22 protein-coding genes are annotated in these 22,126 nt (G+C 31.5%); 11 read left to right on the forward strand and 11 right to left on the reverse strand.

Annotated elements, in window-relative coordinates; all coding sequences use genetic code 11:
• Nucleotides 1-73 precede the first annotated feature (73 nt).
• From KW502_RS08855 to KW502_RS08870, 4 genes are all read left to right on the forward strand, one after another.
• The gene (locus KW502_RS08855) at nucleotides 74-778 is read left to right on the forward strand and encodes a hypothetical protein (protein ID WP_219040193.1); all 705 of its coding nucleotides are present in this window, start codon (nucleotides 74-76) and stop codon (nucleotides 776-778) included.
• A 456-nt stretch (nucleotides 779-1,234) separates the two neighbouring features.
• Nucleotides 1,235-1,561: a hypothetical protein gene (locus KW502_RS08860; RefSeq protein WP_219040194.1), complete on the forward strand. Its 327-nt coding sequence runs from the start codon at nucleotides 1,235-1,237 to the stop codon at nucleotides 1,559-1,561.
• On the forward strand, nucleotides 1,537-2,271 hold the full coding sequence (locus KW502_RS08865; protein WP_219040195.1) for a sensor histidine kinase: 735 nt from the start codon (nucleotides 1,537-1,539) through the stop codon (nucleotides 2,269-2,271). Before KW502_RS08860 ends, KW502_RS08865 begins: the two co-directional genes overlap by 25 nt.
• Nucleotides 2,255-2,932, forward strand: coding sequence for a response regulator transcription factor (locus KW502_RS08870; RefSeq protein ID WP_219040196.1), 678 nt, complete (start codon nucleotides 2,255-2,257; stop codon nucleotides 2,930-2,932). Before KW502_RS08865 ends, KW502_RS08870 begins: the two co-directional genes overlap by 17 nt.
• On the opposite strand, the gene KW502_RS08875 is transcribed toward KW502_RS08870, so the two are convergent.
• Nucleotides 2,925-3,872: an NAD-dependent epimerase/dehydratase family protein gene (locus tag KW502_RS08875; protein WP_219040197.1), complete on the reverse strand. Its 948-nt coding sequence runs from the start codon at nucleotides 3,870-3,872 to the stop codon at nucleotides 2,925-2,927. The genes KW502_RS08870 and KW502_RS08875 overlap by 8 nt on opposite strands.
• 195 nt (nucleotides 3,873-4,067) lie before the next feature.
• Between KW502_RS08875 and KW502_RS08880 the strand changes: the two genes are divergently transcribed.
• From KW502_RS08880 to KW502_RS08890, 3 genes are all read left to right on the forward strand, one after another.
• A complete protein-coding gene (locus tag KW502_RS08880) occupies nucleotides 4,068-4,625 on the forward strand; it encodes a hypothetical protein (RefSeq protein WP_219040198.1) in 558 nt (185 codons plus the stop codon).
• Nucleotides 4,622-5,104, forward strand: coding sequence for a nuclear transport factor 2 family protein (locus tag KW502_RS08885; RefSeq protein ID WP_219040199.1), 483 nt, complete (start codon nucleotides 4,622-4,624; stop codon nucleotides 5,102-5,104). The genes KW502_RS08880 and KW502_RS08885 overlap by 4 nt, the downstream gene beginning before the upstream one ends.
• Nucleotides 5,105-5,168: 64 nt before the next feature.
• Nucleotides 5,169-7,238 carry a M13 family metallopeptidase gene (locus KW502_RS08890; RefSeq protein WP_219040200.1) on the forward strand — a complete coding sequence of 690 codons (2,070 nt, stop codon included), beginning with the start codon at nucleotides 5,169-5,171 and terminating at the stop codon, nucleotides 7,236-7,238.
• Between the two features lie 88 nt (nucleotides 7,239-7,326).
• Here KW502_RS08890 and KW502_RS08895 read toward each other — a convergent pair whose 3' ends face one another.
• The 7 genes from KW502_RS08895 to aspS all read right to left on the reverse strand — a co-directional run bounded on the left by KW502_RS08895 (nucleotide 7,327) and on the right by aspS (nucleotide 15,174).
• Nucleotides 7,327-8,148 (reverse strand): NAD(P)H-binding protein, encoded by an 822-nt coding sequence (locus KW502_RS08895; protein ID WP_219040201.1) that lies wholly within the window; start codon nucleotides 8,146-8,148, stop codon nucleotides 7,327-7,329.
• Between the two features lie 69 nt (nucleotides 8,149-8,217).
• Nucleotides 8,218-10,533 (reverse strand): M20/M25/M40 family metallo-hydrolase, encoded by a 2,316-nt coding sequence (locus tag KW502_RS08900; protein ID WP_219040202.1) that lies wholly within the window; start codon nucleotides 10,531-10,533, stop codon nucleotides 8,218-8,220.
• A 5-nt stretch (nucleotides 10,534-10,538) separates the two neighbouring features.
• The gene (locus KW502_RS08905; protein ID WP_219040203.1) at nucleotides 10,539-10,892 is read right to left on the reverse strand and encodes a hypothetical protein; all 354 of its coding nucleotides are present in this window, start codon (nucleotides 10,890-10,892) and stop codon (nucleotides 10,539-10,541) included.
• Between the two features lie 148 nt (nucleotides 10,893-11,040).
• Nucleotides 11,041-11,238 carry a cold-shock protein gene (locus KW502_RS08910; protein ID WP_219040204.1) on the reverse strand — a complete coding sequence of 66 codons (198 nt, stop codon included), beginning with the start codon at nucleotides 11,236-11,238 and terminating at the stop codon, nucleotides 11,041-11,043.
• Between the two features lie 100 nt (nucleotides 11,239-11,338).
• Complete coding sequence (locus tag KW502_RS08915) at nucleotides 11,339-11,581, reverse strand: hypothetical protein (RefSeq protein ID WP_219040205.1); 243 nt, start codon at nucleotides 11,579-11,581, stop codon at nucleotides 11,339-11,341.
• A gap of 7 nt (nucleotides 11,582-11,588) precedes the next feature.
• Complete coding sequence (locus tag KW502_RS08920) at nucleotides 11,589-13,361, reverse strand: chloride channel protein (protein ID WP_219040206.1); 1,773 nt, start codon at nucleotides 13,359-13,361, stop codon at nucleotides 11,589-11,591.
• Between the two features lie 61 nt (nucleotides 13,362-13,422).
• On the reverse strand, nucleotides 13,423-15,174 hold the full coding sequence (gene aspS, locus KW502_RS08925; protein ID WP_219040207.1) for an aspartate--tRNA ligase: 1,752 nt from the start codon (nucleotides 15,172-15,174) through the stop codon (nucleotides 13,423-13,425).
• A 216-nt stretch (nucleotides 15,175-15,390) separates the two neighbouring features.
• Between aspS and KW502_RS08930 the strand changes: the two genes are divergently transcribed.
• Nucleotides 15,391-15,744, forward strand: a complete 354-nt coding sequence (locus KW502_RS08930) for a toxin-antitoxin system YwqK family antitoxin (protein WP_219040208.1) — start codon at nucleotides 15,391-15,393, stop codon at nucleotides 15,742-15,744.
• 77 nt (nucleotides 15,745-15,821) lie between these two features.
• On the opposite strand, the gene KW502_RS08935 is transcribed toward KW502_RS08930, so the two are convergent.
• On the reverse strand, nucleotides 15,822-17,360 hold the full coding sequence (locus tag KW502_RS08935; RefSeq protein WP_219040209.1) for a glycine--tRNA ligase: 1,539 nt from the start codon (nucleotides 17,358-17,360) through the stop codon (nucleotides 15,822-15,824).
• 49 nt (nucleotides 17,361-17,409) lie between these two features.
• Nucleotides 17,410-18,291: a DUF8428 domain-containing protein gene (locus KW502_RS08940; RefSeq protein ID WP_219040210.1), complete on the reverse strand. Its 882-nt coding sequence runs from the start codon at nucleotides 18,289-18,291 to the stop codon at nucleotides 17,410-17,412.
• Nucleotides 18,292-18,340: 49 nt separating this feature from the next.
• Here KW502_RS08940 and KW502_RS08945 point away from each other — a divergent pair, with 49 nt between their 5' ends.
• Together KW502_RS08945 and KW502_RS08950 are read left to right on the forward strand one after the other, a co-directional pair.
• On the forward strand, nucleotides 18,341-19,018 hold the full coding sequence (locus tag KW502_RS08945) for a ComF family protein (RefSeq protein ID WP_219040211.1): 678 nt from the start codon (nucleotides 18,341-18,343) through the stop codon (nucleotides 19,016-19,018).
• Nucleotides 19,019-19,068: 50 nt separating this feature from the next.
• Nucleotides 19,069-20,685, forward strand: a complete 1,617-nt coding sequence (locus tag KW502_RS08950) for an Ig-like domain-containing domain (protein ID WP_219040212.1) — start codon at nucleotides 19,069-19,071, stop codon at nucleotides 20,683-20,685.
• On the opposite strand, the gene KW502_RS08955 is transcribed toward KW502_RS08950, so the two are convergent.
• Nucleotides 20,672-21,448: an amidohydrolase gene (locus KW502_RS08955; protein ID WP_219040213.1), complete on the reverse strand. Its 777-nt coding sequence runs from the start codon at nucleotides 21,446-21,448 to the stop codon at nucleotides 20,672-20,674. The genes KW502_RS08950 and KW502_RS08955 overlap by 14 nt on opposite strands.
• 173 nt (nucleotides 21,449-21,621) lie before the next feature.
• On the opposite strand from KW502_RS08955, the gene KW502_RS08960 reads away from it, so the two are divergent.
• On the forward strand, nucleotides 21,622-21,954 hold the full coding sequence (locus tag KW502_RS08960) for a single-stranded DNA-binding protein (protein ID WP_219040214.1): 333 nt from the start codon (nucleotides 21,622-21,624) through the stop codon (nucleotides 21,952-21,954).
• Nucleotides 21,955-22,126: the final 172 nt, after the last annotated feature.

The following is a 22,126-nucleotide window of genomic DNA, read 5'->3' on the forward strand; positions in this document are numbered from 1 at the left end:
GATAAATAGGTGGTAGAATATGTTAATAGTACCTAAAATAATTTACCTTTATCTTTCAAAAAAATCTTTAGTTATGGATAAATTAGACGTTATTAAAGCAAATATTCAACGTTGGAATACAATTAGAAATAGTGAAAAATCAATTAATTACTTAACTTCAGGCTGCGGTTTTTCAATTAGCCTGAAAGATTTTAATAACTGGAATTATCATAAGCCAGAATTTATTAATTGTTATTTAGCAATTGATGAAAAAGATAAGTTTCAACTTTTTTTAGTAGATAACCTTTCAGATCAAAAACAAAATTATAGTGACGGGAATCTAATCGTTAAAGATTTTGAAAAGTTTTTTCCTCAAAATCCTAAAAGCAATGGTCATTTGATAAATGCTAGTTTAACAACAAATGAAGGAGACCAACGCATCACTACATGGACATTATGTGCCAAAGATTGGGTTGCTCACAAACAAGCCCTAAGAAACAATAAACAGACCATAACTCAAGGAGAAATGGTGCAGGTATTCACCATTCCATTTTCAGATTTAAAAGACTTATTTAGTGATAAAAGTACAGAAAGCTTAAAAGCTACTTTTGCCCTTAAACCTTTTGAAAGTGAAGAAATAAAAAGTTATGAACTTGAAATTATTTTGGCTAAAACAGAAATTGAAAACAAATCACTTACTGAGGTAAGTTTAGTTAGAGAAACTTTTGCTGATATGTCAATAGGGTATCCTCCAAACAAGATATCTAAAAATAAATTTAACCTTCTTAGCAGAAATTAAAATACTAGACACAATTAATCTTCAATAAAAACTATCACTTCAAAAGCAGTCGAGAATTATTCATATTAAAATAAGCTCGACTGCTATTTATCTGGAATTTCAACTCTTACAACAGAAAAAAAAGGTAACAATCAAATACATAAGATTTTAGTTTTGAACAATATAGACATCTACTTGTCAGTTTTTGACCCTGTTTTTAATTCGACTTTATTAATAGCGGGGCTTCTATTTTTATATAACTACAAAAAGTATCCTATTGGATATTATTTTTTAGCGACTTTTAGCTTACAAATGATTTCTAAAATTTTTAAGTACTTAGATTTTCCTACCAATCTTTACCTCTTTTCTATTTCTTATTATTTTAATTTTTTATTTCTCTGTTTTTATTTCTTTAAATACATTTTCAATATAAAAAAAACTCATTACTACCTCTTGCTAGTAATAGGTAGCCTACCTATGATCGTAAAACTTTTTGATTGGAATAATATTAAAAACTTCGAAGCTTATGATTGGATTATTTATGACACTTTTATTCTAATTTTCACCTTAGTTGCTATTTTAAAATTAGTACAGCAAATTAAAATTAATAAATATCATTTATTTATCTGTTTTGGCGTTTTAGCCTTTTTTGGGTTAGATTTCTCAGTTGCTTTCACCATGAATTATATTGTTAATGGCGCTTATAAAATAGTATCTTGGGTTTACCTATTACGTTCTATTGTATTATTGTTTTATTTTCTAACATTAAGTATTTGTACATGGAAAATTTTGAAGAAGGCCTAGCTCCCCTAAAATGGATTATAGGAAACTTAATCCTCTTTTTTGGGTTACTCGTTTTTATAGCCCTATTAGTTCGCAAATACGTACAGCGCATCAAAAGAGAATCAGAATTAGAGGTACATTATCAAGAAGCATTATTAAACACGAGTATTGAAATTCAAGAACGGGAACGTACACGCATAGCTTCAGAAGTTCATGATAACCTTATAGCTCAACTATATCAGGTAAAGCTTTTAAATAATGAAAAAGAATTAGGTAGTTACATCACTAAAAGCATACAAACGGCAAGAAACATTTCTCATGAGCTTTCACCACCACTTATTGATAATCAAACCTTAGAAGAAACGTTTGAAGGGTTTTTATATCCTTTAAAAAAAGAATACAAATACCATTTTTATCACAAAAATCAAGAAGGAATTATTTTTGATAATACCGTTAAATTGCACCTATTTAGAATTTTTCAAGAGATTATTACTAATATTCAGAAGCATGCAAAAACTAATCGCTTTAATGTTTCTTTAAAGATAAATTTGAATTATGTACTATTAGTTGTTGAAGATTTTGGTGTAGGATTTCAACCTGAACAAATTAAAAATGGCTTAGGCTCTAAAAATATAGAGCTACGTGCCAAGCAGATTCACGCTCAATACAAGTTTAAAGCCAACCAACCTAAAGGATCTAAATTTATTTTAGCTTATGACTACACTACCTAAAACTACCCTAGCCATTTTAGAAGACGATAAATTAGTCGCCAATTTGTTACGCGATTTTTTAAATGCTGAAGATGAATTTCAGGTAAATTTTATTGGCTATTCATTAAAAGAATTTATTAAAAAACTAAAGACAGAACCTATTCCTGATGTTATTTTAATGGATTTAAAGTTAAAAGACGGAACAGGTGAAGATTTATTGGTCTATTGCAACGAGAATAATATAGAATCTAAAAAAATTATCATTTCTTCACACTATCAACCTATTTATATTGGTTATATGTTTAAACTAGGAGCAAACGCTTTTTTACCCAAAGAAATTGAAAAGGATGAACTGATTCCAATCATTAAAAATGTTGCTAAAAACGGACATCATTTTAATGAAGACCAGTTAGAAGTGTTACGCTCACAAATGCAACAAGCACCACCAAAAGTTCCACTAGGCAATGCTAACGATTTAAGTAGTAGAGAAATAGATGTCCTTAAACTTTTATGCAATCAACTTACTGCTAAAGAAATTGCTGAAAAGTTATTTTTAAGCAAAAAAACCGTAGAATCTCACAAGAGTAATTTGCTACAAAAAACAGGCGCAAAAAATATTGCTGGGCTCATTATTTTTGCCGCAAAAAACAAACTCATTAAAATTGACGATATTTCTATTTAAGCGACTTTAAACCTCTCAGCATCTTATTGGTCATTTTTTTTAAATCGTATTCATGCTTCCAGTTCCAATCTTTTTGAGCTTGCTCGTCATTGATACTAGAAGGCCATGAATCAGCTATAGGTTGTCTAAAATCTGGCTCATAAGCAATTTCAAACTCTGGTATTTCTGCTTTTATACTTTGGGCTAGTTGTTTTGGAGTAAAACTAATTCCTCCTAAATTATAAGAAGATCTAATCGTTAAACTTTCTGCTGGAGCTTCCATTAATGAAATGGTTGCTCTAATAGCATCATCCATAAACATCATAGGTAAAGCTGTTTCTTCACTTAAAAATGAAGTGTATTTTTTTTTCGCTAAAGCTTCATGAAAAATTTCAACAGCATAGTCAGTCGTACCTCCGCCTGGTAAGGTTTTATAACTAATTAACCCTGGGTAGCGAATACTTCTTACATCTACATCATATTTATTGTAGTAATACTCACACCAACGCTCACCGGTTTGTTTACTAATTCCGTAAACGGTGGTTGGCTCCATCACTGTCGTCTGTGGTGTATCATTTTTAGGAGTTGAAGGTCCAAAAACAGCAATACTCGATGGCCAAAATACTTTATCTATTTTTTTATCTTTAGCTAAATTCAATACATTAAAAAGTGAATCCATATTTAAATTCCAACCCCGCATAGGGAATTTCTCTGCAGTGGCACTTAACATCGCAGCCATTAGATATACTTCTTCTACTTCATAATGCATGACAATATCTTCAATAGCCTTATAATTGGTAGCATCTAGTTTTTCGAAAGGACCAGATTGCATTAACTCTTCATTACCTTCACGTATATCACTGGCAATCACATTATTTTCTCCGTGTTTTTCTCGTAGAGCTAAAGTGAGTTCTGTGCCTATTTGCCCGCAAGCCCCAATAATTAATATTTTAGTAGCCATAATGTTAATGAATTTTTAATTTAAAGCTTATTTATTGCCATTCTTTTGTCAAAAGAACAATTTTTGAACCTTATTACAAAATCTTTTTCGGCACGAAGAGAATTTAAATTTTCTTATCTTTCGGCGTATTTTTATATTATGAAACTAAACAAAATTTCCCTTTTAATTTTTAGCATCTTGATAAGTGCTTGTCTATTGGCATGCAAAAATAATAATGAAGATTTAAACAATAATAAAACAGACACTTTTCAAGAGAAAAATGCAAAGAATTTCTCGAGACAAGTAAACATATTTAAAGATAGAAAAGTTAATTTATTACCCGAAGCAGAAGAAAGCAGTGCAAACTGGATGGCTTTTACCACTGCAAAAAATGAAATAGAACGTATTGATAACTTCACGCTTCAAGAAGTGGTGAATAACAGTAATAACCTTTTTAAATCTATTCAAGGTTTACAAGATTCTATTCCTACTGAATTTCAAAAAAGAACTATTAAAGCACGCTTAAATGTATTATTAACAAAAGCCTACTTATTAGAAGGAGAAGCTAGTAAACAAACACCCTCTGCTAAACAAATAGATACCTTAAGTGCTAATCTTTACAAAGAATTTGAAAATCTTAAAATTCAATTAAATGAAGTTTTCAGAAAGTCTATAGAAGATTTTGAATTTGAGTTAGATGAACGCGTTAGAATACAAGATAGCCTTTCTAGCTCTAAAAAAAACTCGCTGCCAAAACTCAAAGCTAAACGATGATAAAAATACTATACCTTTTATTTTTCATCTCTATAAGTTGTTGGTCACAAGATCAAAAAAAAACTATTGAAGAAACCTTAAATAACTGGCATCAAGCCGCAGCAGAAGCTAATTTTAATAATTATTTTGATTTAATGACATCTAATGCTGTTTTTATAGGCACAGACGCTTCTGAAAACTGGCAACTCGATGAGTTTAAAAAATATGCGAAACCTTATTTTGAGAATGGCAAAGCTTGGACATTTAATTCTTTAGAAAAAAATATTTATTTCAGTAAAAACAAAAAAATAGCTTGGTTTGATGAACTTTTAGAAACAGATTTAGGTATCTGCCGAGGTTCAGGAATCATGAAACTTACCAAAAATGGTTGGAAAATAGCGCATTACGTACTCTCTATAACGATACCCAATGAGAATCTAATCAAAATCAAAACTATCAATAAACCGCATGATTATTCGCTATTAAAAATTTTGAAATAATTGAATTATCTTGTAACAATTCTAACATTAGACAAACCTATAATATAACTTTTAATATTAAACTATGAAGAAAAGTATGAAACCCGTACTTCTTTTAGCCACCGCAGCACTTAGTGTAGTAAGCTGTAAAGATGACAACAAAGAGGTAGCTCAAACCGAGGCAGAAAAAACTCCCGGTATTGAATTAAAATATATGGACACCACGGTAAGTCCAAAAACAAATTTTTACGATTATGTAAACGGTACTTGGATGAAGGAAACCGAAATTCCTGAAGACAGAACAACTTGGGGAGGTTTTCAAGTACTAAGAAAAAATACTGACGATGATGTTTTAGCTATTCTTGCTAAAGCTGAAAAAAGTGGTAAATACGAAGACGGTACAGATCAAGCTAAAGCGCTAGCTATTTTTAACACAAAGCTAGATACGGTAGCTAGAAATAAAGCTGGCTTATCACCTCTACAACCAGCATTAGAGGTGATTTCATCTATAAAAAATGTAAAAGATCTTCAAGAAGCAGTAGCTAAACATGCAGCTACAGTTTCTGATCCGTTTTTTGGTATTTCTGCATTTTCTAACCCTAGTGATAGTAACATAAATTCTGCTTACATCACACCAGGCAATTTAGGTTTACCAAACAAAGAATACTATACAGATCAAGATGAAAAGTCTAAAGAAATTAGACAACAATATGTAGCACACATCACTCGTATGCTTCAATATTTAGGAGATAGTGAAGAAAGTGCTAAAAAACAAGCTAAAGAAATTTTAGCTTTTGAAACACGTTTAGCAGAACCTAGATTAGATAAAGTAGCTAGTCGTGATTTTAGAAACTTCAACAACCCAAGATCTATTGCTCAAGTTCAAAAAATGGTTCCTGCTATAAATTGGACAAAATATATAAACGACTTAGGCGTAGAAAAAGACCTAGATACAGTAATTGTAATGCAACCAAAATACATGGAGACATTACAGAAAGTTTTAGCTGAAGGTAATGTAGAGCGTTGGAAAACCGTGATGCGTTGGGCAACATTAAACAGTGCTGCAGGCATGCTAACTACAGAATTAGAAAAAGCAAATTGGGACTTTTACAGCAAAACCTTAAATGGAGCTAAAAAACAACTTCCTGCTGATGAACGTGCTTTATCTACAGTAAATGGTACTGTTGGAGAAGCTTTAGGTCAACTTTATGTAGATGAAAAATTTCCGCCAGAAGCTAAAGCTAAAGCAGAAGAAATGATTGCTAACGTCATCAAAGCTTACCAAAATAGAATTGAGCGTTTAGAGTGGATGACAGACAGCACTAAGCAAAAAGCTATTGAAAAGTTAGATAAATTTACTGTTAAAATTGGATACCCAGATGAATGGAAAGATTATTCTGAACTTGCAGTAAAAGCTGATCAGGGTTATTACCAAAACATGGTAGCCGTTTCTGACTGGAATCTTAAAGACAACCTTTCTGAAATTAACGAACCCGTAGATAAAAAAGAATGGGGAATGTCTCCGCAAACTGTAAATGCGTATTTCAATCCGTTTAACAATGAGATTGTTTTTCCTGCAGCTATATTACAACCACCATTTTACAACTACAAAGCAGATGCTGCTGTAAATTATGGAGGTATTGGTGCTGTAATTGGTCACGAAATCTCTCATGCTTTTGATGATAGTGGTGCTCGTTTTGATGCAGACGGAAACCTTAAAAATTGGTGGACCGATGAAGACCTTGAAAAATTTACCGAAAGAGGTGATAAATTGGCGGAACAATTTAGTGATATTGAAGTTTTAGACAGTGTTTACATTAATGGTAAATATACACTAGGTGAAAATATTGGAGATTTAGGAGGTGTTTTAGCCGCTTACGACGGACTTCAAATGTATTTTAAAGAACATGGTCGTCCAGATAAAATTGATGGATTTACACCAGAACAACGTTTCTTTATGTCTTGGGCTACCGTTTGGAGAACTAAGATGAGAGAAGAAGCATTACGCTCTAGAATTAAAACAGATACACACTCTCCAGGAATGTATAGAGCTTACGTTCCGCTTCAAAATATCGATGCTTTCTACGAAGCTTTTGATATTAAAGAAGGAGATTCTATGTATGTGGCACCAAAAAACAGAGTTAAAATTTGGTAGTTGACCATAGATAAGGTTATAAATTAAAAAGGCTTGCTGTAATAGCAAGCCTTTTTTTGTATTTCTACTGAATTAAAAACCGCTTAAATTACGGTTGATGCTCAAATTGAAAGTCAAGCATTTGTTGAGTTTCTTCAGAAGAAATCTTTTTTCCTTTAGATTTAGCTCCAGAAGCAAATTTTGGTGCTTCTAAATGAAGTTCGTTAGCTTTTGCTGAATAGTATTCATTTTTAGAAGGATGATTAGGGTAAACGCCGTGAAAAACCTTCCCGAAATTTTCCTGCTCAAGCACTTTAAAAATTAAACCTAAACAATCTTTTTGATGTATTAAATTAACAGGCGCATCAGGGTTTGAGATATTTTCTCTTCCTGCTAAAAACTTTGCAGGATGTCGATCTTCTCCCAAAAGACCTCCCATTCTAATAACATTAGTTTTAAAATTTGAATTGGTTTGAAATAATTTTTCTACTTCTTGAATTTGTTTAGAAGAAGAACTTTTTCCGTTAGTCATTGAGTTTTCAGTGTACGCTGGAATAGATTCTTCATCTTCAAACACCGAAGTAGAACTTACTAAAATCACCTTCTCTACCGATGATAACTCAAGCTTTTTTATAAAGTGTTTCATTTTCTCTACAAAATCTACATCTGGTTTTTGTCGTAAACCTGGCGGAATATCTACCACCAAAACTTTGGCTCCATCTAAAAAAGAGAAGACTTCACCTTTTACTTTTTCTTCGGTTAATTCGATATAAAAAGCATCGATGCCTTTCTTTTTCAACACTTCTAATTTAGAAGTAGTCGTTGTAGAACCATTAACAGCAAATCCTTTTTCCAAAAATTTTTCGGCTAGTGGCAAGCCTAACCAACCACAACCCAATATAGAAATAGTCATTTTTATTTGTTTTTCCATTCTTTAAAATCTCTTTTCCTAGCTTTATATAAAGATAACTTTTTAAAAAAGTTCTTTTTATCATTCGTTTTATTCTGCATTTAAACGTAAACTTTGTTTGGTAATTATTGCGTCATTCAACACAAAAGGTCTCGGCATCATATTTTGGGTACGCTCATTAATATTGAAATTTTTGTTCTCTAGCAAATCGTTACTAGCTTCGTAAATTTTCAAATCAAATATTTCACCTTTCTTAATTTCAAAATCTAAGCTCAAAGTGTCCCGATCTATAGCGTAGTACGTTAATAATTTTTCAGAATCACGATCTTGATAAAATATTTTTTTCTTATCGTAATCTTGATCCAGACCATTCACTTTTAAATTGTAAAAATTCACCTGTTGATCGGCAAAAATTTCCATTCGGTTAATCTTTCGTTGGGGGGCAATTTTCACGCTAAATTTACGTGTAGCTTTTTGCTGAAAAGTGGAATCTTCTTTCACTAAAATTGTAGCTTCAGTAATAGGTTTTACTTCAGCTTTACTTTGTTTTGTAAATCGCGAATTATATTTACTATGAAAAATAACAGAATCTATAACTTCATTTTCTTCAGTAAAATAAGGGGAATTAAATTTATCTAATTGGTGATCGTAAGTTGCCCACCATGCCTTTTCTTGATCTGCATCTAAAAGATATAATAAACTATTTGGTTTTTGATTTACATTAGAAAATTCAGCTTTATGATGCGCCATCAACAAACTTATTGAGGCTACTATAATAAACAATACTCCTAGCCAATGTATTTTACGATAATGAATAAATATTGGCATTAACAATCCAATTAGTAAAACCGAAAATAAACTACTAACCACCAACATTTTTAAACCTAAGCCCACTGGAAAAAACTGAATTAATGGTGAAAAAATAAATATTGCCGGAATACTAAAGAATAATAACAACCATAGATTGGGACGATTGTATTTAATTACTAAAAAATAATTAAGTAACCCGAAAAATAAGGGCCAGATAAAGTATGCAGCTCCTTTGAAAGCTATACTTATAATGGTATTGATAAGTAGCCAAATAAAAATAGGCGCAGGTAGAGTTCGTTTTAAACTTTCACCTTTATAAATGGCTCGATAAAACAAAAAGACTACCGCTAAACTAATGCTTACAAAAGCATAAATATAATAATGCCCGTTAGAAGTAAAACCGTGTTGGTTTTCTATATATTCAGGGTATTGATGGTAAATTAACTGATAACCAAAATAGGTAACCAAACTACTTGCTATTAATATTAATAAAAACCAAGCTATACTTTTTACTAAAGAAAAAGCGGTAAAAATTTTCTTTCTAATAGCATACACACAAATTGCTAAAAAAAACACCCAAGCGATAATTAATAATGGTATTATTATAGCATAACCATAATGGATCATCCCAATACCTGGAAAATTAAAGTAAACCGATTCACTTTCAGATTGAAGTTCAGTTAAATTTGCATTGGCAAAATAAGGCATCAGAGCAGTAAGGTAACTTGCCTGATGTGCTAATGAGTTTTGATCTAAATTTTTAAAAGTGTCATTAGCGGTATGATAATCGTAATGATCGTCGATAAAAGCAAAAAAGAAACTAGGTATATTTTTCTGCTCTCTTAATACGGTAGCATCGGTATCGTTAGGGAGTTTTTTATACACTGAATACATAAGCGAAGTCGCCATAGGATATTCAGGATTTGCTTTTGAAAAAGCTTTGATAAGCTTTGCATTACCTGAGTTGGTTTCTAAAATTGTATTGGATGGTCCGCCGCTTCCTCGAGCTTCAAAGTTTAGCACTAAACCTATATTATTTGCCCAAGGATGTTCTTTTACAAAAAGCTCAGCTCCGTTTAGTCCCACTTCTTCTGCATCGGTAAAACAGATGATGATATTGTTTTTATGCTGAATTTCTTTTTTTAGAAATACCCGAATTGTTTCTAATATCACAGCCACTCCAGAACCTGCATCGCTCGCTCCAAATGAAGAATGCACTGCACTATCATAATGCGTCATGATCATTAAATCATTCTTAGAGCTAGGATCATTTCCTGATAGTTTAGCAATTATATTTTCAGGAACGGTAATAACGCCTTCATTGTTTAAAGCATATCCTTTTTGAGTTTGTACTTGAACTCCTAAGCTTTGAAGTTCTTGAACAATATAATTACGCACCTCACTATGCGCTTTTGTTCCTATGGAATGTGGTTTTTCACTAATATTTTTTACATGTTCATTAGCAGCTTCTATAGAAAAGCCCAATTTATTTTCTGCTGAAAAACCTTCAGGATTAGGCATTAGAGAATAAAAGCTAAGTATTACTAAGAGTCCTAATGCTATTAAAATTAACAATTTATAAATTATTTGCTTCATCTTATTTATGAGTCTAATTTTTTGACCAACGCAAAGTAATCGTTCTCTAACGGTAGATAACCTTGATCATATACAAAATAGTAAATAGTACCTTTTTTAGTGATATAAATGCTGGTAATATAATCAAAACTAAAGCCTTTATTGAGGAGTTGGTTTTTAGTAGATTTTGATTTCTCTGCTGGGTTTAATTCTTCTAGAATACGATAATTTTTGCGCAAACGGTTGTTCGTATTTCTTATTAAATTTTTACTATTTCTATTTAATTGATTATGATAAACATTTCTACAATAATCGCTACAAAATTTTTTATCTGCGCGTCCTTTAATCTCTTCGTTACATTCTAAACATCTCTTAGTCATAAGTGTAAAAGTTAAGTACAAAACCCTTATAAATTTACACTTTTTTCTAAAACTCAATATTTTCTAAAAGAATCTACAACTTTAATAAAAATAAAAACACCGCTATAAAATAGCGGTGTTTAGAAAAAAAATAAAAATAATATTTATATTATTCATAGATTAATGTCACCTGAGTGGCAGTTAATCCTTTTCTTCCTTCTGATTCTTCGTACTCCACTTTGTCGCCTTCGTTAATAGTTTCTCCGTTTAAACCGGTAACGTGAACGAAAATGTCTTTTCCTGTGTCGTCGTTAGTAATGAATCCATATCCTTTAGATTCATTGTAAAATTTTACTGTACCTTCCATTGTAATAAAATAATTAATAATTACTACAAACCTAACGATAAAAAAATGAATTAAACTACTTTTTTTCAGAAGATGTTTTAAAAAAAATATCAACTTATTGTTAATACAACCCCCTGTCTTTCATCTTCTTAATGTTTTTAGGACTTAAAGTATAATCTTCTAATTTTTTTCCGTTCCAACGATGATAAATAAATAAAGGCATCATGATAAAACAACTTGTTAAGACAGAAATTCCTATAATAATATCGCCTGTTTTTAGATCTTCTTCAAAAATTCTAACATAAAACCCTGTTGCAATTCCTAACACAATTAAAATAAATAAAGTTAAAATTACGTATTTCATAAGCCTTTTAATATGATATTAATTTTCTACGATAAGCGGTTAACATTTTAGATTTAGAAACAAAACCTACATATTTACCGTTTTTAATTACTGGTAAATTCCAAGCGCTGGTATTCTGAAACTTATTCATTACTTGTTGCATACTGTCTTTACCGTAATGTATATAATCTGGAGCATCGTGCATCAAAAACTCTACCAACATGGTTTCTTGCAATTCTGTATTAAACATAATTTCCCGAATATCATCAAGAGTTAACACCCCTACCAATTCTCTTTCATCGTTTAACACCGGAAAAAGATTTCGCTTAGATTTCACCACTGCTTGATGCAACATATCTTTAAGAGTCATATTAGGTTTAACACTAATAAAATTAGTTTCTATAATGTTGTCAAGTTTTAATAAAGTTAAAACAGCTTGATCTTTATCGTGAGTGAGTAAAGCATTTTGATCTTTTAGCTCTTTGGTATAAATATTATAGTCTGAATTTGCTTTAGAAATTAAAAATGAAATCGCCACGGTAATCATTAATGGCACAAAAAGCTGATAGCCACCAGTAATTTCTGCTATTAAGAAAATTGCTGTCATAGGTGCTTGCAAAACTCCCGCCATTAAACCAGCCATCCCAACCATAGTAAAGTTTTCAGAACTCAAGTTAAAACCTAATTGGCGTGAAAAATTCACAAAAAAACTACCCGTAGCAGCCCCCAAAAACAACACAGGAGCAAACACACCTCCAACACCACCACCACTTAAAGTAACCGAAGTAGCTATGGGCTTGAGCAAAATTAAACCTAAAATTAAGCCAATAACCACCCAACTATTTCCTAAAGTATCTTTATAAAGAAAAGCATCAAAAGCACTTGTATAATCTTGTGCTATCAAACTATTCATAAAAGTAAAACCTTCTCCATAAAGCGGCGGAACTAAAAATGTAAGTAACCCAATAATAAAACCAGCAATCACTATTTTTAAATAATCATTTTTTATTTTGCTGAAGTAATTCTCGGTGGTAAAATAAATCTTAGAAAAATAAATAGACACTAAAGAGGTTATCACTCCTAAAGCGGCATAAAATAAAATATTTTGAATATCAAATTGCTGAATAGCATGAAAATCTACAATATACTGTTCTCCAATAAAAAACATTCGAGTAACTACCGCAGCGACAGACGCCATTAATAAGGGAAGTAAAGAAGCAAAAGTTAGATCTAAACTAAATACCTCTATCGCGAATAAAATTGCCGCAATGGGTGCTTTAAAAATTGCTGAAAGCGATCCTGCTGCTGCACAAACTAGTAGTAATTTTCGGGATTGCTCATTCATATGAAACATCCTCGCTATATTAGAACCAAAAGACGCCCCAGTAGCTACAGAAGGTCCTTCCAACCCAACAGAACCTCCAAAACCTACAGTTAATGGAGCGGTTAATAATGAGCTGATAAGATTACGTCTATCCATCTTACCATTTTTCTGAGAAATTGCAAAAAGTGCCATAGGTATTCCGTGACCTACATCTTTACGCAGTATATATTTTTTCATCAATAATACTAGCAATAAACCTATAAAAGGAAATATAAAATACCAATATACATGGTAATCATGAACCGCTCCTTTCTCAAAAAACATTGCAATATAATGCGTTATATTTTTTAATGCTACAGAAGACAATCCAGCAATTAAACCTACAAGAATACTTAAAATGTAAATAAAATTTTTCTTGGAGATATGCTTATACCGCCAGATTAAAAATCGTGTAAAAGGTGTTTTCTTCTTCAACATGCCATCTCTATTTCCTTATTACTATTGCTAAAAAAATCCTGTTTTCACAGGATTTTTTTACTTATTTTAATTCAACTTTAAGATGAAGTTCTTTTAATTGTTGTTCGTCTATTTTTGCTGGCGCATCGATCATTACATCTCTACCGGCATTATTTTTTGGGAAAGCTATAAAATCTCTAATGGTTTCTTGTCCTCCTAAAATAGCGACTAATCTATCTAATCCAAAAGCTAAACCGCCGTGTGGTGGCGCTCCATATTGAAAAGCATCCATTAAGAAGCCAAATTGTGCTTTTGCTTCTTCCTCAGAAAAGCCTAAGTAATCAAACATTGTTGCTTGAGTTTCTTTATCGTGAATTCTAATAGAACCTCCTCCAATTTCATTTCCGTTCAATACTAAATCGTAAGCATTAGCTTTCACTTTAGCTGGATCTGTAGAAAGCAACGGAATATCTTCTACTTTAGGTGAAGTAAACGGGTGGTGCATCGCGTGGTAACGTTCAGTTTCTTCATCCCATTCTAACAATGGAAAATCTACTACCCAAAGTGGAGCAAAAATTTTAGCATCTCTTAGGCCTAAACGCTCTGCCATTTCCATACGCAATGCGCTTAACTGAGCTCTTACTTTGTTGGTTTCTCCAGAAAGCACGCATATTAAATCGCCTGGCTTAGCATTTGTCTGTTCTGCCCACTGCGCTAAATCTTCTTCAGCATAAAACTTATCTACTGAAGATTTAAAACTTCCATCTTCATTATACTTTACGTAAACCATTCCTAGAGCTCCCACTTGCGGACGCTTTACCCAATCTATTAATTTATCTATTTCTTTACGGCTATAATTAGCTGCGTTAGGTACAGCAATACCCACTACTAATTCTGCTTCATTAAAAACTTTAAAGTCTTTATGCTGAGCTACCTCATTAAGCTCACCAAACTCCATCCCGAAACGAATATCTGGTTTATCATTACCATACTTACGCATCGCATCATCGTAAGTCATCCTCGGAAATTTCTCTACCTCAACTCCATTAATTTCTTTTAATAAATGTCTTGTTAAGTTTTCGAAAATATCTAAGATGTCTTCTTGCTCAACAAAAGCCATTTCACAATCTATCTGCGTAAACTCTGGTTGGCGGTCTGCGCGTAAATCTTCATCTCTAAAACACTTTACAATTTGAAAGTATTTATCCATACCACCTACCATTAACAATTGTTTAAACGTTTGTGGTGATTGCGGAAGTGCATAAAACTGCCCTTCATTCATTCTACTTGGCACTACAAAATCTCTTGCGCCTTCTGGGGTAGATTTAATTAAGTAAGGCGTTTCTACCTCTACAAAATCTTGATTAGATAAAAAATTTCTTACCTCCATGGTTACTTTATGACGAAAAACCAATTTGTTTTTAACTGGGTTTCTACGAATGTCTAAGTAACGATACTTCATGCGAAGATCTTCACCTCCATCAGTTTTATCTTCTATGGTGAACGGTGGCACTAATGCCGCGTTTAAAACCTCTAATTCTTCAACTAAAATTTCTATCTCTCCCGTTGGAATATTAGCGTTTTTAGATTCACGCTCAATTACTTTTCCTTTAATTTGAATTACAAACTCTCTCCCTAAACTCTTTGCGCGTTCCATTACTTCTACAGGAGTACGTTCTTCATCAAAAATAAGCTGAGTAATACCGTAGCGATCACGTAGATCTACCCAAATCATAAATCCTTTATCTCTTGATTTTTGCACCCAACCGGCTAAAGTTACCGTTTCTTCTTTATGACTTAATCGTAATTCTCCGTTTGTATGAGATCTGTACATAGTTTGTTTATTCAAATTCGAGCGCAAAAATAAGAAGATATCCTGTTTTGCCCTACTAATATTAAGATAAAATATAAGTGAATATAAAGTAATTTTAAACCGATAACTTATTTATATTCAACATTAAACAAATTCAATGTTAATTTAATGTTACGTAAATATTGATTTAATGTAAATAAATACTATATTTGTTAAGTTAACTTTAAATTAATTACGATGAAGAAGATAGTTTTTATGGCGATGGTAATACTTGGAGTGAGTGTTTATGCACAAGAAGTAAAGCCTAATTTTGAAAAAAAAGGAGAAGTAATAAAAGGAACTTATTATTACGATAACGGTGAAGTAAAGCAAGAAGGTACTTATAATAAAGAAGGAAAACTTCACGGAGAATGGATTATGTATAATGCTGAAGGTGATAAAACTGCCATTGGTAATTATGAGAAAGGCGTAAAGACTGGAAAATGGTTTTTCTGGAAAAAAGATGAACTTGTAGAAGTAGATTATGCCAACAATCAAATTGCTGATGTAACTAACTGGCAAAGTTCTAACACTATCGCTGTATCAGAATAATGCAACTATTCTTAAAACATAAAAAGCTTCTCAATTGAGAAGCTTTTTTTTATAGGTTAAAATAAATTACTTCAACTTTATTTTTTCATCCATGTTTTAAAATCTACTTCTTTTTGAATCAAAGATTTTAATTCTGTAATCGGAACTCTTTTCTGTTCCATTGTATCTCTATTTCTTACAGTTACCTGATGATCTTCTTTGGTATCATGATCTACCGTAATACAAAAAGGCGTTCCTGCTGCATCTTGACGGCGGTATCTTCTACCAACCGCATCTTTTTCATCATAAGTAATATTGAAATCCCATTTTAAATCGTCTACAATTTCTTGAGCGATTTCTGGCAAACCATCTTTTTTTACTAATGGCAAAATTGCGGCTTTGTAAGGCGCTAAAATTGCTGGAAGTTTTAATACTGTTCTCGACGTTCCGCCTTCTAATTCTTCTTCTTGCAAGGAGCTTGAGAAGACAGCTAAAAACATACGATCTAAACCAATAGAAGTTTCAATCACGTAAGGCACATAGTTTTTATTCATCTCTGGATCAAAAAACTGTAATTTTTTACCTGAATGTTCTTCGTGTGCTTTTAAATCGAAATCGGTACGTGAGTGAATTCCTTCTAATTCTTTAAAGCCAAATGGGAAGTTGAATTCTATATCTGTAGCGGCATTGGCATAATGCGCCATTTTTTCGTGATCGTGAAAACGGTAATTTTCTTCACCTAAATTAAGAGAAGCGTGCCATTGTTGACGTGTTTCTTTCCACTTTTCAAACCAAGTAAGTTCTTCGCCTGGACGCACGAAAAATTGCATTTCCATTTGTTCGAACTCACGCTGACGGAAAATAAATTGTCTAGCTACAATTTCATTTCTAAAAGCTTTCCCTATTTGCGCAATCCCGAAAGGTATTTTCATTCTTCCGGTTTTTTGCACATTAGCAAAGTTTACAAAAATTCCCTGAGCGGTTTCGGGTCTTAAATATAAATCTGTAGCGCTATCTGCAGAGGCTCCTAATTTTGTACCAAACATTAAATTAAATTGCTTTACATCTGTCCAGTTTTTTGAACCAGTATCTGGGCAAGCAATTTCTAATTCTTCAATTAAGGCTTTCACATCGGCTAAATCTTCATTGGTTAACGATTTTGCCAAACGTTCTAAGATTTCTTTTTCTTCGGTTTTATAACGAATTACACGAGGATTGGTGCTTACAAATTCTGCTTCATCAAATTTATCTCCAAAACGCTTGCGTGCTTTTGCAATTTCTTTTTGTGCTTTTTGATTAATTTTTTCAGCATAATCTTCTACCAACACATCGGCACGATAGCGTTTTTTAGAATCTTTATTATCTATGAGTGGATCGTTAAAAGCATCTACGTGACCAGAAGCCTTCCATGTGGTTGGGTGCATTAAAATTGCAGCGTCTAAGCCTACGATATTATCGTGAAGCTGAACCATGCTTTTCCACCAATATTCTTTTATATTTTTCTTTAACTCTGCTCCGTTTTGACCGTAGTCGTAAACTGCACTAAGCCCGTCATAAATTTCACTTGAAGAAAATATATAACCGTACTCTTTTGCGTGAGCAATTACCTGTTTGAATTTGTCTTGTTGTTTTGCCATACAACAAAAATATAAAACCGACTTTAATTAATAGATATTCATAACTGTTTTATTCGATAATAAATGTAGAAGAAGAGAGTAACTGCTCATTTTTAAAGATATTCACGATATATTCTCCTTTTTCTTTATGATTTTTATTAATGCTCACAAACTCGCAAAGCTGCAAATTGGATTGATGATAATTTACGGTAAGGTCTTGGCTATAATACAATTCTTTATTATGAAACATTTCTCTTTTTTTATCACCAATGAGATTGTGACTTGGGTTAATTACTTGAATAAAAAGTTGTAAAGTTTCTGCGGGAACAATTTTACTTTCATTTATCTGAAAACAAATTCTAATTTGTTCTATTCTGTTTAAATGATCTGTAATTTTCAATTCTCCGTTTTTTTTCACATAGGCGCCCTCTCCATGAACCTCTGAAATTTTTATTATAGAAGCTTCATCTATTCTTTGTTGTAATTCTTCATTTTTTAAATGTAAAGAATCTGTTTTTTGCTTGTTGTTTCTTAAAACCTGATTGGTACTATCTATAGCTGTTTTTAGTTTTTTATTTTCTTCAGTTAATGCACTAAGATGTGTAAGCAATCTGTGCTTAGCAATTTTTAACTGATCTGCCTGTAATCTGTATTTTTTTAGTAAATTATAATTAGATTCTAAAGACTGGAGAGAATCTAAGAGCACCAAAATTCGTCGCTTTTCATGGCTTAAGGATTTATTAATTAAGATGTTTTCTACCTCTAAACTATCGTAAGCGGTTTGTATTTCTAAAAGTTCACTCTTTAGATAAGCTTTTTCTTCTTCTAAATATTTGATATTCTCATTCTTCTCACGGTGAAAATTAACCGTGTAGATAATCATAATGGCCAAACCGCATAATAAAACTCCGATGAGAATTTTTAAAATATTTTCTTTATTCTTTTCGCTCATATAAAAGAGTCCAATTTTTTTATTAACTTAATAACAAATTAAAAATGAATTGTTTAAAGACTTATTACATCTGTTTTTACCTAAAAAATGCGTAGCTTGTAACGAGAATATTATAGAGCACGAAATAATTTGCACTTCATGTTTACACCAATTACCTTTAGCCAATACACACTTACATAACGAAAATACATTAAAAAAAGTATTTGATAATAAATTACCTCTATGCAATATTACTTGCTTGCTCTATTTTTATAAGAAGGGAATAACTCAAAATTTATTTCATAATTTAAAATACCGTAATCATCCAGAAATAAGCACTTATCTAGGAGAATGGATTTGTTACTACCTAGCTAAAAATGATTTTATGAAAGATATCGAGGTGGTAATTCCTGTCCCAATCCATAAAAGTCGAAAAAAAGAAAGAGGCTACAACCAAGTAGAAGGTTTTGCCAAAGTAATTGCGCAAAAATTTAATATCTATTATATTGATGACGTACTTATTAAAAAAGAAGCCACCAAAACACAAGTATTTAAAAGTAAACTAGCCAGACAAGAAATAAAATCTAATTATTTTAGTTTAGAAAATGAAACAAAAATTGCTGGTAAGCATATTTTATTAGTAGATGATATTATTACTACAGGCTCTACCTTAGTTTCTTGTGGCAAAATTTTAAATCGAGTAAATAATATAAAATTAAGTATTGCCAGTATGGCTTATACGCCTTAATTTGTCTAGAATATGCAAAATAATTGTTTCTTTGCAGTAAAATTAAGCAGATGAATTTTAAGCGCTTTACATACTTTTTTTTGGCTTTTATAAGTTTAAGTTTTCTCTTTAACTGTGCTAAAAGAGGCATGCCTACTGGTGGCGATTTAGACACGATACCCCCAGCATTTATAAATGCTTTACCAGAAAATTATTCTACTAAATTTAAAGCAGAAGAGATAAGAATCAAGTTTGATGAATATATTAAGTTAAAAGATCCGCAGCGTCAAATTATTGTTTCTCCCCCCATGGATCCCAAACCAGAATTATACCCCATGGGAAGTGCTAGTGAGAATGTAAGAATTAAAATTACAGACACTTTACAAGAAAACACTACTTATACTATTAACTTTGGAAATAGCATAGTAGATAACAATGAGGGTAACCCTTTACCTTTTTTTAAATATGTATTTTCTACCGGAGCTTATGTAGATTCGCTTATGGTAAAAGGATCTATAAAAGATGCCTACCAACCTAAAACAGATGAGTTTATCTCTGTCATGCTCTACGAAATTGATTCTACATTTAACGATTCTGTCGTGTTCAACAAAATGCCTACTTATATTTCATATACCCAAGACACCTTAAATACATTTAGCGTTGAGAATATGAAAGAAGGAAAATATAAAATGGTAGCTATTTTAGATAAAAATCAGAATTACAAGTTTGACCCAAGAAGTGATAAAATTGGATTTGTAGATAGCTTAATCACCTTACCTACTAATAAAAATATTCAAATTTCTATATTTAAAGAAGTATTAGATTTTCAAATTCAAAGACCCAAACAAATTTCTAAACAACATTTAATCTTTGGTTACCGCGGAAACCCTGAAGAAACTCAAATTGAATTAATTTCTGAAAAACCTGCTGATTTTGATTACAAAATTATAAAAGACAGAGAAAAAGACACCTTACACTATTGGTTTAAACCTTATAAAGAAGTAGATAGTTTACTTTTTAAAGTTACACACCAAAAATATACCGATACGGTTTATACTAAAATTAGAGATATGAAAAAAGACTCTCTAGAAATTACCCCACTCACTAAAGGAAGTTTTGATGTAGATAAAGACTTTAAAATCACAGCTAATTTACCATTAGTTAAATTAGATTCTAGCTACATAACTATTATAAATCAAGATTCTATCGCTATTCCTTTTCAATATCAATTTGAAGAATTTGAAAACACATATGCGCTTAATTTTGAAAAAGAACAAAAACAAATATTCAATATTAAATTATTACCCGGTGCTATCACAGATTTTTATGAGCACACCAACGACACGCTAAATTTTAAAATTAAAACCCCAGACTTTGCAGATTTAGGAGTGTTAAATATGACCATCACCAATCTTAAATCTTACCCAGTAATTGCTCAATTAACCAATAACAAAGGAGAAGTTTATAAAGAAGTAATTCATCAAGAAAATGAAGGAAATGTACTTAACTTTAAATACATAAACCCTGGTAAATATTTGTTGAGAATTATTTATGATGAAAACAATAACGGAGCGTGGGATACTGGTAACTATCTTCAAAAAACACAACCCGAAGAAATAATTTATTACCCAAAAGAAATAGAAATAAGAGCAAATTGGGATGTTATGGAAACCTTTAAACTAAATTAAATTCATCACGATCATTTAAAAAAGAGAATCGTTTTCTGGTTTCATTTAGTTTGGCCTTCTCTAATAAAATAGTTTCTGAAAATACTTTCCCTTCGTTTAAAGTTGAAATTTGTTCACCCAACATATCATAAATTGCTGAGTGACCAGAATATTCGTGATGATTACCGTCAAAACCAACCCGATTAACACCAGCAACGTAACACATATTTTCAATTGCTCTGGCTTTTAAAAGCGTATCCCAAGCTGCTATTCTTTTTTTAGGCCAATTAGCAACATACAGCAACAAATCAAAGTCAACTGTATTTCTAGACCATACCGGAAAACGAAGGTCATAACAAATTAGCGGACAAATTTTCCATCCTTTGTATTCTACCATTAATCGCTCTTCACCTGCTGCGTAAGTTTGTTCTTCATGAGCCAAAGTAAACAAATGCTTTTTATTATAAGTTTGATAACTTCCGTTAGGCAATACAAAAAATAACCTATTGTAATAATTAGAATTTTCTTTAATCATTACACTTCCTGTAATAGCAATATTATTTTTTTTAGCTGTTTCTTTTAACCAATCTAAAGTTTTCCCATTTTCTAATTCTGCAAATTGCATAGGATTCATAGAAAAGCCTGTTGTAAACATTTCTGGCAATACAATTAAATCTGATGACGCTTTAAGAAAATTAATATGCTTTGAAAACAACTCAAGATTAGCCGTAATATTTTCCCATTTTAAATCTTCTTGAATAATGGTGATGTTTAGATTTTCCATAAAACTAAAGGTAAAAAATTTATTTGAATTTTCTTAAATACTAATATTTACAAACGTTTAAAAACGAAATTAAACGGAAGTAAATACTTAACAAACAACTAAAACCTAATCGACTCTTCATCTTTGCTCTACTGAATCGAACTAATGAAATTCAGACTTTAAAATTCTATCTTATGAACGCATTAAAAAACAGAGTACAGTTAGTTGGAAACTTAGGTAACAACCCAGAAATTATTAACCTTGAAAGTGGTAAAAAATTAGCAAAATTTTCTATCGCTACTAATGAAACTTATAAAAATAGTGAGGGAAAAAAAGTTACAGACACCCAATGGCACAATATTATAGCTTGGGGAAAATTAGCAGAACTTGCTGAAAATTATTTATTACAAGGAAAAGAAGTAATTCTCGAAGGTAAATTAACTACTAGGAGTTACGAAAATAAAAGTGGCGAAAAGAAATATATCACAGAAATTGTAGCTCAAGATTTTTTAATAACTAATAAATAGTTACTACTTTAAGTCGCAAACATAAACGTAAAAAAATGAACATAATTAAAACAAATCACTATAAATTTATCAATAACCGTATTTTTTAACAAATAAAAACAAATTTTTAACTATTTATATAAAACCACCTTGCAAATCTGTACGTAGCTTACATAGATCAACAAAACTTATT

This window comes from Mesonia aestuariivivens (assembly GCF_019311235.1).
GTDB lineage: Bacteria > Bacteroidota > Bacteroidia > Flavobacteriales > Flavobacteriaceae > Mesonia > Mesonia aestuariivivens.